This is a genomic window from Variovorax sp. Varisp85 (assembly GCF_047304045.1).
Lineage (GTDB): Bacteria > Pseudomonadota > Gammaproteobacteria > Burkholderiales > Burkholderiaceae_C > Variovorax.
The window spans coordinates 72,810-86,424 of record NZ_JBGLYN010000018.1 but is presented as its reverse complement, the minus strand read 5'-3'; the positions used below and the strand labels follow the sequence as shown (position 1 = coordinate 86,424).

Annotated in this window: 12 protein-coding genes; all 12 read left to right on the top strand. The window is 69.0% G+C overall.

Features of this window, described 5'->3' with window-relative positions:
- Positions 1-235 precede the first annotated feature (235 nt).
- The 12 genes from ACCC97_RS10170 to ACCC97_RS10115 all read left to right on the top strand — a co-directional run bounded on the left by ACCC97_RS10170 (position 236) and on the right by ACCC97_RS10115 (position 13,560).
- Entirely contained in the window at positions 236-1,027 is a 792-nt protein-coding gene (locus ACCC97_RS10170; RefSeq protein WP_413332610.1) for a class II aldolase/adducin family protein, read from the top strand.
- Positions 1,028-1,097: 70 nt separating this feature from the next.
- A complete protein-coding gene (locus ACCC97_RS10165; protein WP_413332608.1) occupies positions 1,098-2,666 on the top strand; it encodes an ABC transporter substrate-binding protein in 1,569 nt (522 codons plus the stop codon).
- A 19-nt stretch (positions 2,667-2,685) separates the two neighbouring features.
- Complete coding sequence (locus ACCC97_RS10160; protein ID WP_413332606.1) at positions 2,686-3,660, top strand: ABC transporter permease; 975 nt, start codon at positions 2,686-2,688, stop codon at positions 3,658-3,660.
- Positions 3,657-4,511 (top strand): ABC transporter permease, encoded by an 855-nt coding sequence (locus ACCC97_RS10155; RefSeq protein ID WP_258352155.1) that lies wholly within the window; start codon positions 3,657-3,659, stop codon positions 4,509-4,511. The genes ACCC97_RS10160 and ACCC97_RS10155 overlap by 4 nt, the downstream gene beginning before the upstream one ends.
- Positions 4,512-6,164 (top strand): ABC transporter ATP-binding protein, encoded by a 1,653-nt coding sequence (locus tag ACCC97_RS10150; protein ID WP_413332604.1) that lies wholly within the window; start codon positions 4,512-4,514, stop codon positions 6,162-6,164.
- Complete coding sequence (locus ACCC97_RS10145) at positions 6,164-7,102, top strand: 2-hydroxyacid dehydrogenase (protein ID WP_413332602.1); 939 nt, start codon at positions 6,164-6,166, stop codon at positions 7,100-7,102. Before ACCC97_RS10150 ends, ACCC97_RS10145 begins: the two co-directional genes overlap by 1 nt.
- 36 nt (positions 7,103-7,138) lie before the next feature.
- On the top strand, positions 7,139-8,533 hold the full coding sequence (locus ACCC97_RS10140) for an aspartate aminotransferase family protein (RefSeq protein ID WP_413332600.1): 1,395 nt from the start codon (positions 7,139-7,141) through the stop codon (positions 8,531-8,533).
- On the top strand, positions 8,530-9,447 hold the full coding sequence (locus tag ACCC97_RS10135; protein WP_413332598.1) for a DMT family transporter: 918 nt from the start codon (positions 8,530-8,532) through the stop codon (positions 9,445-9,447). The genes ACCC97_RS10140 and ACCC97_RS10135 overlap by 4 nt, the downstream gene beginning before the upstream one ends.
- A gap of 13 nt (positions 9,448-9,460) precedes the next feature.
- A complete protein-coding gene (locus ACCC97_RS10130; protein WP_007828610.1) occupies positions 9,461-10,195 on the top strand; it encodes a GntR family transcriptional regulator in 735 nt (244 codons plus the stop codon).
- The gene (locus ACCC97_RS10125) at positions 10,192-11,220 is read left to right on the top strand and encodes a histone deacetylase family protein (RefSeq protein WP_007828612.1); all 1,029 of its coding nucleotides are present in this window, start codon (positions 10,192-10,194) and stop codon (positions 11,218-11,220) included. Before ACCC97_RS10130 ends, ACCC97_RS10125 begins: the two co-directional genes overlap by 4 nt.
- Positions 11,217-12,296, top strand: a complete 1,080-nt coding sequence (locus ACCC97_RS10120) for a phosphotransferase (protein WP_413332595.1) — start codon at positions 11,217-11,219, stop codon at positions 12,294-12,296. Before ACCC97_RS10125 ends, ACCC97_RS10120 begins: the two co-directional genes overlap by 4 nt.
- Entirely contained in the window at positions 12,289-13,560 is a 1,272-nt protein-coding gene (locus ACCC97_RS10115) for an aspartate aminotransferase family protein (protein ID WP_413332593.1), read from the top strand. Before ACCC97_RS10120 ends, ACCC97_RS10115 begins: the two co-directional genes overlap by 8 nt.
- Positions 13,561-13,615: the final 55 nt, after the last annotated feature.

Here is a 13,615-nt window from a genome sequence, read left to right as displayed (position 1 = left end):
CCCCCCCCGCCGGGGCTAGGGGGGGGGGGCGGGCGGCCGGCGTTTTGGCGCTCCGCTTCCCTGGTGGCGCCGCTTTTCCCGCCTCCAAGGACGACGACCGAGGGCTTACCCCCTAACGCGGGCCCGCATATTGCTTAAGACTGTCGTCGGTTGACTGTCGACAGTTTGCAGTCATCCCGATAGACCCCAAACAAGGGCTTGGCCTGCCAGCCAGGCCGGTGAAAAGGAACGCGATATGCAACTGCACGCAGTGGACCGCAAGGCCCCGCCGGTCTCCGACGCCGAGCGCCAGGTCCGACAGGACCTGGCCGCGGCCTACCGGCTGGTGGCGCACTACGGCATGGACGACAGCATCTACACGCACATCTCCGCGCGTGTGCCGGGCACCGAAGACCAGTTCCTGATCAACCCCTTCGGGATGCTGTTCCGCGACATCACCGCCTCGTCGCTGGTCAAGATCGACCTGGAGGGCCGCATCCTCGACGACTCCCCCTACGACGTGAACCCGGCCGGCTTCACCATCCACAGCGCGGTGCACGCGGCGCGCCACGACGCGGCCTGCGTGCTGCACACCCACACGGTGGCGGGCGTGGCGGTGTCGTCGCTGGCCGGCGGGCTGCAGCCCTGCAACCAGTGGGCGCTGCAGTTCTACCAGCGCGTGGTCTATCACGACTTCGAGGGCATCGCGCTCGACCCCGAGGAGCGCGAGCGCCTCGTGGCCGACCTCGGCCCGACGGCGCGCGCGCTCATCCTGCGCAACCACGGCCTGGTGACGCTGGGCCGCACGGTGTCGGAAGCCTTCATCCTGATGCTGAACCTGGAGCGCGCCTGCCGCGTGCAGGTGGCCATCCAGTCGAGCGGCCTGCCGGTCTACCCGGTGCCGGCCGAGGTCTGCGAAAAGACCGCGCAGCAATACGAAGCTGGCGGCGGCAGCCATCTGCCCGGCCAGGCCGACCCGAACGCGCGCGAATGGCGCGCGCTGCTGCAGCGCATCGAGCCCGCGCCGGCCACCTCGTTCCGCGACTGATCGCCCCGCTTTCCCCTCCCGTTCCCTGACCCTGTCCACCACCTCGAAAGAGCCAGAAGGAGTTCGCCCCATGAAACGTCGCAATCTCATCCAGATGGGTGCCGCCGCCACCGCCGGCCTGACGCTGGCCGGCGTTCCCCTGCACCTCCTGGCCGCGGGCAGGAAAGGCGGCGTGATCAACGCCGTCGTCCAGCCGGAGCCGCCGGGGCTGATGCTGGGCATCACGCAGAACGGCCCGACGCAGATGATCTCCGGCAACATCTACGAAGGCCTGCTGCGCTACGACGAAAAGATCACGCCGCTGCCTTCGCTGGCCACCGCGTGGACCGTCAACAAGGAAGGCACGCTCTACACCTTCAAGCTCAAGCCCGGCGTCACCTGGCATGACGGCAAGCCCTTCACCTCGGCCGACGTGGTGTTCTCGGCCGATGTGTTCCTGCGCAAGACGCATGCGCGCCTGCGGGCCAACCTGGCTGCGGTGGAAAGCATCCGCGCAGTCGATCCGCTCACCGTCGAGTTCAAGCTCAAGTACCCCTTCGGCCCCTTCATCGGCATCTTCGAGGTCGGCAGCATGCCGATGATCCCGAAGCACATCTACGAAGGCACCGACTTCGCGACCAACCCCGCCAACGCCACGCCCATCGGCACCGGGCCGTTCAAGTTCAAGGAGTGGGTCAAGGGCTCGTACATCCAGCTCGTGGCCAACGACAAGTACCACGTGAAAGACGTGCCGCTGGTCGACAGCGTCTACTTCCACGTCATTCCCGACGCGGCCTCGCGCGCGGCGGCCTTCGAGTCGGGCAAGGTCGACCTGGTGCCCGGCGGCGCGGTCGAGTACTTCGACGTGCAGCGGCTGTCCAAGCTGCCGGGCGTTGCCGTCACCACCAAGGGCTGGGAGTTCTTCGCGCCGCATTCGTGGCTGTGGCTGAACAACCGCAAGGCGCCGATGGACAACGTCAAGTTCCGCCAGGCCGTGATGTTCGCCATCGACCGCGAGGCCATGGCCAAGATCGCGTGGCAGGGCTTTGCCAAGCCGGCGACCGGGCCGTTCAACAGCAACATCAAGTTCTACAGCACCGACGTCGCCAAGTACCCGCGCAACGTGGAAACGGCCAGGAAGCTGCTGGCCGAATCGGGCTACAAGGGCGAGACGCTGCGGCTGCTGCCGCTGCCCTACGGCGAGACCTGGTCGCGGCAGGCCGAGATCCTGAAGCAGAACCTGGCCCAGGCCGGCATCAAGGTCGAGATGACCGCCACCGACGTGGCCGGCTGGAACCAGCGCCTGAACGACTGGGACTACGACCTCGCCTTCACCTACGTCTACCAGTACGGCGACCCGGCGCTGGGCGTGGCGCGCAACTACACCACCGCCAACATCGCCAAGGGCTCGCCTTTCAACAACGTCGAGGGCTACTCCAACCCGAAGATCGACGAGCTGTTCGATGCCGGCGCGCGCGAGACCGACCCGGAAAAGCGCAAGGCCATCTACCTGCAGGCGCAGAAGATCCTGCTCGACGAGGTGCCCGTGGCCTGGCTGCTGGAGCTCAACTTCCCCGCGCTCTACCGCACCAAGCTCAGCAACATCGTGAGCTCGGGCATCGGCCTCAACGACAGCCTCGGCAACGCAAGCGTCGGCTGACGCGCGGAGTGACGACCGAATGAAACGTACGCAGTTCATGTTGACCCGCGTGCTGCAGGGCCTGGTGGCGATCCTGCTGATCGCCACGGTCAACTTCATGCTGGTGCGCGCCGCGCCGGGCGATCCGGTGTCGGTGCTGGCGGGCGAGGCCGGCGCGTCCGATCCGCAGTTCGTCGCGCAGCTGCGCGCGCAGTTCGGGCTCGACCAGCCGCTGTCGACGCAGCTCGCCACTTATGTCGGCAAGGTGGTGCGGCTCGACCTCGGCTACTCGTACCGCCAGCAGCAGCCGGTGCTGAAGCTCATCATGGACCGGCTGCCCGCAACGCTGCTGCTCACCGGCAGTGCCTTCGCGCTCTCGCTGCTGTTCGGCATCACGCTCGGTGCGCTGTCGGCGCGGCGTGCGGGCACATGGGTTGACAGCGCCATCACGGTGGTGGCGCTGCTCTTCTACGCCACGCCGCTGTACTGGCTCGCGCTGATGGCGGTGCTGGTGTTCACGGTGCAGCTCGAATGGCTGCCGGGCTTCGGCCTCATGACCGTGGGCTCGGGCCACGCCGGCTTCGCGCTGGTGCTCGACGTGGCGAAGCACCTGGTGCTGCCCGCGCTCACGCTCGCGCTGTTCTACATGGCCGTCTACGCACGCATGACGCGCGCCGCGATGCTCGAAGTGGCGCAGATGGACTTCGTGAAGACCGCGCGCGCCAAAGGCGTGAAACCCGGCCGCATCCTGCGCGCGCATGTGCTGCGCAACGCGCTGCTGCCGGTGGTCACGCTCGCGGGCATCCAGGCCGGCGGCATGATCGGCGGCGCGGTGCTGACCGAGACCGTCTTCGCCTGGCCCGGCATCGGCCGCCTGATGTTCGACGCGCTGCTACAGCGCGACTACAGCCTGCTGCTCGGCGCCTTCCTGGTGACGGCCGCGATGGCCGTGCTCTTCAACCTCATCACCGACCTGGTCTACACCCTGGTCGATCCGCGGATCGAGCTGACATGACGACGACGATGCAAAGCGATTTCTGGCGGCGCTTTCGCCGCAACAAGGGCGCCGTGGCCGGCATGGTGGTGCTGCTGATCGTGGCAGCCGTTGCACTGCTCGGGCCGTGGCTCGCCACCAACGACCCGTGGGCCATGGTCGAGCAGCCCTTCGTGCGCCCCTGGACCGAGCCCGGCTTCCTGCTGGGCACCGACACGCTCGGGCGCGACATCCTCGCGGGCCTGGTCTACGGCGCGCGCATTTCGCTCTTGATCGGCGTGGTGTCCACCATCGTGGCGCTGCTGATCGGCGTTACCTTCGGCGCAATCGCGGGCTACTTCGGCGGCTGGATCGATGCGGCGCTGATGCGCTTCACCGAGCTGTTCCAGGCGGTGCCGAGCTTTGCGCTGGCCATCGTGCTGGTCGCGATCTTCGAGCCCTCGATCAAGTCGATCGTCGTGGCCATTGCGATCGTCTCGTGGCCGCCGGTCGCGCGGCTGGTGCGCAGCGAGTTCCTCACGCTGCGCCAGCGCGACTTCGTGCAGGCCGCGCTGCTCGCGGGGCAGTCGACGCCGCGCATCATCCTCACGCAGATCCTGCCCAACGCCATGTCGCCCATCATCGTGATGGCCTCGCTGATGGTGGCCACCGCCATCCTGCTCGAAAGCAGCCTCAGCTTTCTGGGCCTGGGCGATCCGAACCAGATGAGCTGGGGCTACATGGTCGGCGCCGCGCGCACCGTGCTGCGCCAGGCCTGGTGGATGGCGCTGTTCCCGGGGCTGGCCATCGTACTGACCGTGCTTGCGCTCAACCTCGTGGGCGAGGGCCTGAGCGACGGGCTCAACACGCGGCTGCACGGAAAGGGCAAGTGAATGAACGCCACCGTCACGCCAATGAAACCCCTGCATCCCGTGCTCGACATCGTTGGCCTGAGCATCTCGCTGCCCTCGGGCGCCGACCGCGCGCTGGCCGTCGAAGGCGCCACGCTCTCAGTGATGCCGGGCCAGACGCTGTGCGTGGTCGGCGAATCGGGCTCGGGCAAGTCGATGATCGCCAACGCGGTCATGGGCCTCCTGCCGCGCCCGCACGTGGCGCCGGTGGCGGGCCGCATCCTGTTCGACGGCCACGACCTGCTGCAGCTCACCGAGCCGCAGATGCGCGAGCTGCGCGGGCGGCGCATCGGCATGGTGTTCCAGGAGCCGATGACCGCGCTGAACCCGGTGATGCGCATCGGCGAGCAGATCGGCGAGGTGTTCGACGCGCACGGCAGCGTGCCCGCGGCCGAGAAGCGACGCCGCATCCTCGCGGCGCTTGCCGACGTGGGCCTGCCCGACCCCGAGCTGCTGATCGACGCCTACCCCTTCCGCCTCTCGGGCGGCCAGCGCCAGCGCGTGATGATCGCCTGCGCGCTGGTGCTGGAGCCCGTGCTGCTGATCGCCGACGAGCCCACCACCGCGCTCGACGTCACCACGCAGGCGCAGATCCTCAAGCTCATCCGCGAGCTGCAGCAGCGCAGGGGCACGGCCGTGCTCTTCATCACGCACGACTTCGGCGTCGTTTCCGAAATCGCCGACCACGTGGTGGTCATGCAGACCGGCCATGTGGTCGAGTCCGGGCCGGCCGCGCAGGTGCTCAGTGCGCCGCAGCATCCCTACACGCGCAAGCTCATCGCCGCCATTCCTGACGGCCAGGCGCAGACCGTGCCGCACGACGACCTGACGCGCGTGCTGCAGGTGCAGGACCTGTGCAAGACCTACCGTTCGAGCGGAGGCCTGTTCAAGCGCGGCCGCGCGGTGCAGGCGGCGAAGGACATCAGCTTCGAGCTGCACCGCGGCGAGACGCTGGGGCTGGTGGGTGAATCGGGTTCGGGCAAGTCGAGCGTGGGGCGCTGCCTGGTGGGGCTCGCGCCCTTCGACAGCGGACGCATTCTCTTCAAGGGCCGCAACCTCGCGCAGGGCAAGAGCTTCCGGCGCGCGGCGGCCGGCAAGATCCAGATGGTGTTCCAGGACCCGTATGCCTCGCTCAACCCGCGCCACCGCGTCGGCGCGGCCATCGCGGGCGGGCCGATCGCACAAGGCGTGGGCAAGGCCGAGGCGATGGCGCGTGCCATGGAACTGCTGCAGCTCGTGGGCCTGGGCGCCGATGCGGCGCGGCGCTATCCGCACGAGTTCTCGGGCGGGCAGCGCCAGCGCATCGGCATCGCCCGCGCACTCGCGATGCAGCCCGAGCTGCTGGTGGCCGACGAGCCGGTGTCGGCGCTCGACGTGTCGGTGCAGGCGCAGGTGCTGGAGCTCTTCGCGCAGGTGCGCGCGCAGTTCCAGCTCGCGATGGTGTTCATCACGCACGACCTGCGCGTGGCCGGGCAGATGTGCGACCGCATCGCGGTGATGCAGCGCGGCGAAGTGGTGGAATACGGCGAGACGCACAAGGTGCTCAACGATCCGCAGCACGCCTACACGCGCAAGCTGATCGACGCGGTGCCACGCCTCGCGGGGCAGGCCGATGTGTCTGCGAAGGTGGCCTGATGCCTTGCATTGCGCTCTTGAGCGATGTGCTCGACATGCACTACCTTGCGCCCGCCTTTCGCCAGCACTGCCCCGATATCGACCTGCGGCTGGGCGCCGACCTCGGCCCGCTCGAACAGATCGATGCGGCCGTCTGCTGGTATCCGCCGCACGGCCTGCTGGCGAGCTTGCCGCGGCTGCAGCTGGTGCAGTCGCTGGCCGCGGGCGTCGACCACATCACGGCCGACCGGCAACTGCCGCGCGCGCTGCCGCTTTGCCGCATCGTCGATCCGGAGATGGCCACGGGCATGAAGGCCTACGTGTGCTGGGCCGTGATCCAGCATCAGCGGCAGATGCCTGCGTACCTTGCGAGCGCGGCCATGGGGGCATGGCAGGAGCAGCCGATGAGCCCGCCGGGGCGCCACCGCGTCGGCATCGCGGGGCTCGGCACCCTGGGGCTGGCCTGTGCCAAGGCATTGGCCGCAATCGGCTATGCGGTGCGCGGCTGGAGCCGCAGTGCGAAGGCCGGCCTGCCGGCCGGTGTCGCGGGCTTCCATGGCGATGCGCAGCTCGATGAATTCCTCGCGGGCTGCGACACGCTGGTGTGCCTGCTGCCGCTCACGCCGCAGACGCAGGGCTTTCTGAGCGCAGACCTGTTCGCGCGGCTGCCGCGCGGCGCGCACCTGGTCAATGTCGGACGCGGTGCACACCTTGTCGAGGCCGACCTGCTGCGCGCGCTCGACAACGGCCAGTTGTCCGCCGCCACGCTCGATGCCTTCACGCAGGAGCCGCTGCCGGCCGACCACCCTTTCTGGGGCGACCCGCGCATCCTGGTCACGCCGCACATCGCCACCCGGACCGACACGTCGGTGATCGCGCAGCAGACACTGCACAACCTCGCGCTCGTACGGCGCGGCGAGCGGCCGGGCACGGCTGTCGACCTCGACCGGGGCTACTGAGCCGCCCTCGCATTTCAAGACAACGGAGCAGGCCACATGAACGCATCCATCCCTACCGCGGCGTTGCAAGCAGCACATGCAGAGCGCGCCGCAAACGACATCGCGGCCCACCTGCACCCCTTCACCAACCTCGCGGCGCATCCGCAGGTCGACCCGCTCGTGATCGAGCGCGGCGACGGCATCTACGTGGAGGACGACCAGGGCCGGCGCTATCTGGAGGCCATGTCGGGTCTGTGGTGTGTTTCGCTGGGCTTCAGCAATGCGCGCCTTGCCAAGGCCGGCAGCGACGCGCTGCACACGCTGCCCTGCTATCACACCTTCAACCACCGCTCGAATGCGGCGGCCATTGCGCTGGCCGAGAAGCTGTTGTCGATGGCGCCGGTGCCGATGTCCAAGGTGTTCTTCGCCAACTCGGGTTCGGAGGCCAACGACACCGCCGTCAAGCTGGTCTGGTACTACCACAACGCCATCGGCAAGCCCGGCAAGAAGAAGATCATCGCGCGCCGCAACGCGTACCACGGCGTCACCGTGGCGGCGGCCAGCTTGAGCGGGCTGGTGCCCAACCACCGCGATTTCGACCTGCCGATCGACCGCGTGCTGCACGTCGATTGCCCGCATCACTACCGCTACGCCGAGCCCGGCGAAACCGAAGAGGCCTTCGCCACGCGGCTGGCCGATGCGCTCGAGCAGCGCATCCTTGCCGAAGGGCCCGACACCGTGGGTGCCTTCATCGCGGAACCGGTGATGGGCGCGGGCGGCGTGCTGGTGCCGCCGGCCACCTATTTCGAAAAGGTGCAGGCGGTGCTGCGCAAGTACGAGGTGCTGTTGATCGCCGACGAGGTGATCTGCGGCTTCTGCCGTACCGGCGAGATGTTCGGCTCCACCACCTTCGGCCTGCGGCCCGACATCCTTACCGCGGCCAAGGCCCTGTCGTCGGGCTATGTGCCGATTTCGGCCGTCATGGTGTCCGAGCAGGTGCATGCGGCCGTGGCCGCCAACAGCGGAAAGATCGGCACCTTCGGCCACGGCTTCACCTACTCGGGCCATCCGGTGACTGCCGCGGTCGCGCTCGAAACGCTGCGCATCTACGAGGACGAGCAGGTGCTCGCGCATGTGCAGGCGGTGGCGCCGCAGTTCCAGGCCGGCCTGCGCCGCTACGCCGGCCATCCGCATGTGGGCGAGGTGCGCGGCGTGGGGTTGATCGGCGCGCTCGAACTTGCTGCCGATCCGGCGAAGCGCATGCCCTTCGATGCGGCGATGAAGGCCGGCGCACGGCTGGCCGAACTCGCGCTGCAGGAGGGCCTGATCGTGCGCGCCATGGGCGATGCCGTGGCCTTCTGTCCGCCGCTCATCATCACGCCCGCGCAGATCGACGAAATGTTCGAACGCTTCGATCGCGCGATGGTGCGCTTCGAGGCTTCGCTGGCGTGAACACCACCGCGAGCGCCGCAGTGCTGCTGCGCCCGCCGGGCTCCAGGAGCACCGGCGTTGCGCTGTTCTTCTGCGCGCTGGTGGCCTTCGCGAGCTACGACGCCTTCTGCAAGCACATGCTGCAGTTCTACCCCGCGCCTTTCGTCAACCTGATGCGCTACCTGTCGGTGATCTGCATTGCCTTCGCGATGCTGCTGCGCCACGGCGACTTGCGCATCTGGCGCGCGCCGCAGAGGAGGCTGCTGCTGTTGCGCGGCGTGATGCTCGCGACCGTGGCTACCTGCTTCATGACGGCGCTGATCTGGATGCCGCTGGCCGAGGCCACCGCCATCTACTTCACCGCACCGCTGCTCATGGTGGCGCTGTCGCCCTGGCTGGTGGGCGAGGCGGTGCAGCGCAGCCGCTGGGTGGCGGTGAGCGTGGGCTTCGCGGGCATGCTGCTGATCGTGCGGCCCGGCGGCAACCTGCCATGGGTGGGCACGATGCTGATGGCGGTGTCGGCCGTCTGCTATGCGATTTTCCAGCTGCTCACGCGCCGCCTTGCGGGGTTGGTCGCGAGCCCGGTGCAGTATGCGTACACGGCGCTGGTGTGCCTGGTCGTCACCGCCCTGCCCGCGCCCTTCTTCCTGCCGGCCGAGCGGCCCGCTGCCGGTGCGGTGCTGTTGCTGCTCGCGGGCGGTGCCTGCAGCGGGCTGGCGCAGTGGCTGCTGCTGGCCGCCTTCGAGCGCGTCGAGGCCGCGACGCTGGCACCGCTGAACTACTTCCAGCTGCTGCTCGCGGTGGTCTTCAGCACTTTCTGGTTCCACAGGCCGCCCGATGGGCTGGCGATGGCGGGCATTGCGCTGATCATGGCCGCGGGGGTCTACCTGGCACGGCGGCCAATCAAGAATAAGGCCCCGCTACCCCTCACATGACGAGACAAACACCATGGCTTTTTCTTCTTCCATCGCCGACAGCACCGGCTTCGAGTCCGTCGAGGCGCCCGACCTGGTCGGGCTGGTCGAAGCGCAGCTGACGCGCGCCATCGTCGAAGGGCGCCTCGCGCCCGGCAGCCGTATCGTCGAGGCCGAGATCGCGCGCCGCATGGGCGTGAGCCGCGCCCCCGTGCGCGAGGCCGCGCGCCGGCTCGAGCGCCAGGGCGTGCTGGTGGCGCGCCCGCGCCACGGCTTCGCGGTGCGCACCATCAGCGTCCAGGAAATCGACGACCTGTTCGAAGTGCGCCTGAGCCTGGAGATGACCTCGGTCGAGCTGGCCTGCCGCAAGGCCGACGACGCGGGGCTGCAGCGCCTGCGCACGCTGGTGGACGACATGGTGCGCGAGGCGCCCACGCAGCCGCAGCACGTGCGCATCGCGACCGACCTGGCCTTCCACACGCTGATCAGCGAGCTCTCGGGCAACGCGCACCTGCACCGCATCTTCTCGAACACCCAGACCGAGATGCAGATGATCATCGCGCTGATCGACGCGGTCTACCACGACCCCGAGACCATGGCCAACACGCACTACCCCATCGTCGATGCGCTGATGAGCCGCGACGTCGAGGCGTCACGCCTGGCCATGCGCGAACATCTCGACGACGCCTGGCAGCAGGTGCGCGCACTGTTCGTGAAGCAGCACGGCGACGTCGCCCTCACCACTTCCACGCAAGGACCCGCGAGATGAAGATCGTCTACAGCGACGCCCACAAGGACCACGACCCGCAGCTCTTCATGGTGCGCGGCCGCCTGAAGCGCAGCAACGAGCAGCCCGAGCGGGCCTTCCGCCTGCTGTCGGCGGTCGAGCACGATGGCCACGAGGTTGTCGCGGGCGAAGACTTCGGCGCCGGCCCGCGCGCCGCGATCCACACGCCGGAGTACCTGCGCTTCCTGGAGACGGCCTACGCGCGCTGGCGGCTGCTGGACGACCCGTCCGACGAGGTCATGCCCAACATCCATCCCTTTCCGGGCGAGCCCTGCACGTATCCGGAGAGCGTGGTCGGGCAGGCGGGCTTCCACATGGGCGACAACGCGTGTTCCATCGGCCCGCACACCTGGGCCGCGGCCGTGGGCTCGGCCCACGTGGCCACCCACGCGGCGCAGCTCGTGCTGCAGGGCGAGCGCGCGGCCTATGCGCTGTGCCGTCCGCCGGGCCACCACGCCTATGCCGACCGGGCCAACGGCTTCTGCTACCTGAACAACACGGCCATCGCGGCGCAGCACTTGCGCGCGGCGCACGACCGCGTAGCGATCCTCGACATCGACGTGCACCACGGCAACGGCACGCAGGGCATCTTCTACCGCCGCGCCGACGTGCTGACGATCTCGCTGCACGGCGATCCGCGCAACTTCACGCCCTTTTTCACCGGCTATGCGCACGAGCGCGGCGAGGGCGCGGGCCTGGGCTACAACATCAACAAGCCGCTCGCGCTGGGCACCGACATCGACGGCTACCTGCCCGCGCTGCGCGATGCCTGCGAGAGCATCCGCGCCTTCGCGCCCGGCGCGCTGGTGGTGGCACTGGGACTGGACACGCACGAGCGCGATCCCTACAAGGGCATGAAGATCACCACGCCGGGCTTCGCGCAGCTGCTCGCCGAGATCGCGCGCCTCGGCTTGCCGACCGTGCTGGTGCAGGAGGGCGGCTATCTCTCCGACGACCTGGGCCCCAACCTCGCCAGCGCGCTGCGCGGCTTCGCGGGCGCCGCATGACGGCAGCGGACGGGTTCGACGATGCGGAAGTCTTGAGCGAAGGCTCGCCCGAACTCGACGCCGACTGGGTGCGCGCGTTCGCACTGCGCCATTACGGCATCGAGGGCGAGATGCGGCCGCTGACCGGCGAGCGCGACCGCAACTACCGCCTCGAATCGGCGCTGACCGGCGAGCACTTCATGCTGAAGATCTCCCACCCGAGCGAAACACCGCTGGTGGCGGACTTCCAGACCCAGGCGCTGCTGCACATCGCGGCTGCCGACGCGGGGCTGCCGGTGCAGCGCATCGTGCCCACGCGCGAGGGCCAGCCTTCGCTGCTGTGCGATCCGGGCGACGGCCTGCCGCGCGTGGCTCGGCTCTTCAGCTACCTGCCGGGCCTGCCCTTGCCCGAAGCGCCGCGCACAGCCGCGCAGCAACTGAACCTGGCGCGCACGCTGGCCCGGCTCGACCTCGCGCTGCGCGACTTCGACCATCCGGCCGGCGCGCTCGCGCTGCCCTGGGACATCCAGCGCGCCGACAGCGTGCGCGGCCTGCTCGCGCACATCGGCGATCCGCAGCGGCGCGCGCTGGCCGGGCGCTCGCTCGACCGCTTCGAGCGCGATGCGAAGCCCGTGCTGGCGGGCCTGCGCACGCAGCCCATTCACAACGACTTCAACATCTACAACGTGCTGGTCGATCCCGCCGACACCGACCGCATTGCCGGCATCCTCGATTTCGGCGACATGGTGCGCGCGCCGCTGATCGACGACCTCGCAGTGGCCGCGGCCTACCAGCTCGATCCGGCGGGCGATGCGCTGGCCGGCATCGTGCCCTTCATTGCCGCGTACCACGCCGTGCTTCCGCTGACGCGCGAGGAGGTCGACGTGCTGTTCACGCTGATCACCGCGCGGCTCGTGATGGTGGTGGCCATCAGCGGCTGGCGCGCTGCGCGCCACCCCGACAACGCGGCCTACCTGCTGCGCAACAACGCGCTGTCGTGGGCCCGCCTGCAGGCCTGCGACCGCATCGGCAACGAAGCCGCAAGCACCGCCTTCCGGCGCGCCTGCGGTATGAACCAGAGTCACGCAAATGCCTGAAGAATCGCTCCTGGAGCGCCGCGCGCGGCTGCTCGGCCCGGCCTACCGCCTGTTCTACGAAGCACCGCTGCACCCGGTGCGCGGCGAAGGCGTGTGGCTCGACGACGCCGACGGCAAGCGCTATCTCGATGCGTACAACAACGTCGCGTCGGTGGGGCATTGCCATCCACACGTGGTGGAGGCCATCGCGCGGCAGGCCGGCGTGCTCAACACCCACACGCGCTACCTGCACGAAGGCGTGCTCGACTACGCCGAGCGCCTGCTGGCCACCATGCCGCCCGCGCTCGGCCATGCGATGTTCACCTGCACCGGCAGCGAGGCCAACGACCTTGCGATGCGCATCGCCAAGGCCCACACGAAGGCCGAAGGGCTGATCGTCACGCGCTTCGCGTACCACGGCGTGACGGAGTCGATCGCGCAGGCCTCGCCTTCGCTCGGGCGCTTCGTGCAGCTCGGCAAGACGGTGCGCACCGTGCCGCCGCCCGACAGCTACCGCGTGCCGCCCGAAGACCAGGGAAGGGCTTTCGCCGCCGGCGTGCGCGCCGCCATCGCCGACCTGCAGGCGCATGGCATGCGGCCGGCCGCGCTGATGGTCGACACCGTGTTCTCGAGCGACGGCATCTTCACCGACCCGGCGGGCTTCCTGAACGAAGCGGTTGCCGCGATCCGCGAGGCCGGCGGGATCTTCATCGCCGACGAAGTGCAGCCCGGCCTGGGCCGCACCGGCGATGCCTTCTGGGGCTTCATGCGCCACGAGAGTCTGGTGCCCGACATCGTGACCATGGGCAAGCCGCTGGGCAACGGCCATCCATTGGCTGGGCTGGCGGTGCAGCCGGAGGTGCTGGCCGCGTTCGGCCGCGAGTGCCGCTACTTCAACACCTTCGGCGGCAACCCGGTGTCGATGGCGGCCGGCATGGCGGTGCTCGACGTGATCGAGCGCGAAGGATTGATGGCCAATGCGCAGCGCGTGGGCCGCCATCTGCGCGCCGGACTCTCGAAGCTTGCCGAGCGCCACGAGTTGATCGGCGACGTGCGCGGCGCGGGTCTGTTCGTGGGCCTGGAGCTCGTGACAGACCGTCGCGCGCGCACGCCTGCCACGGCCGAGACCGTGCGCGTCGTCAACGGCCTGCGCGAGCGGCAGGTGCTGCTGAGCGCCACCGGCGAACACGCCAACACGCTGAAGATCCGTCCGCCGCTGGTGTTCTCCGAAGCCAATGCCGATCTGCTGATCGGCACGCTGGACGAAGTGCTGGCCAGGCTTTGACCCGCTGTCATGGCGGCAAACGCCGCCTTGCGCCAGAATCGTCCGCCTCCCACGA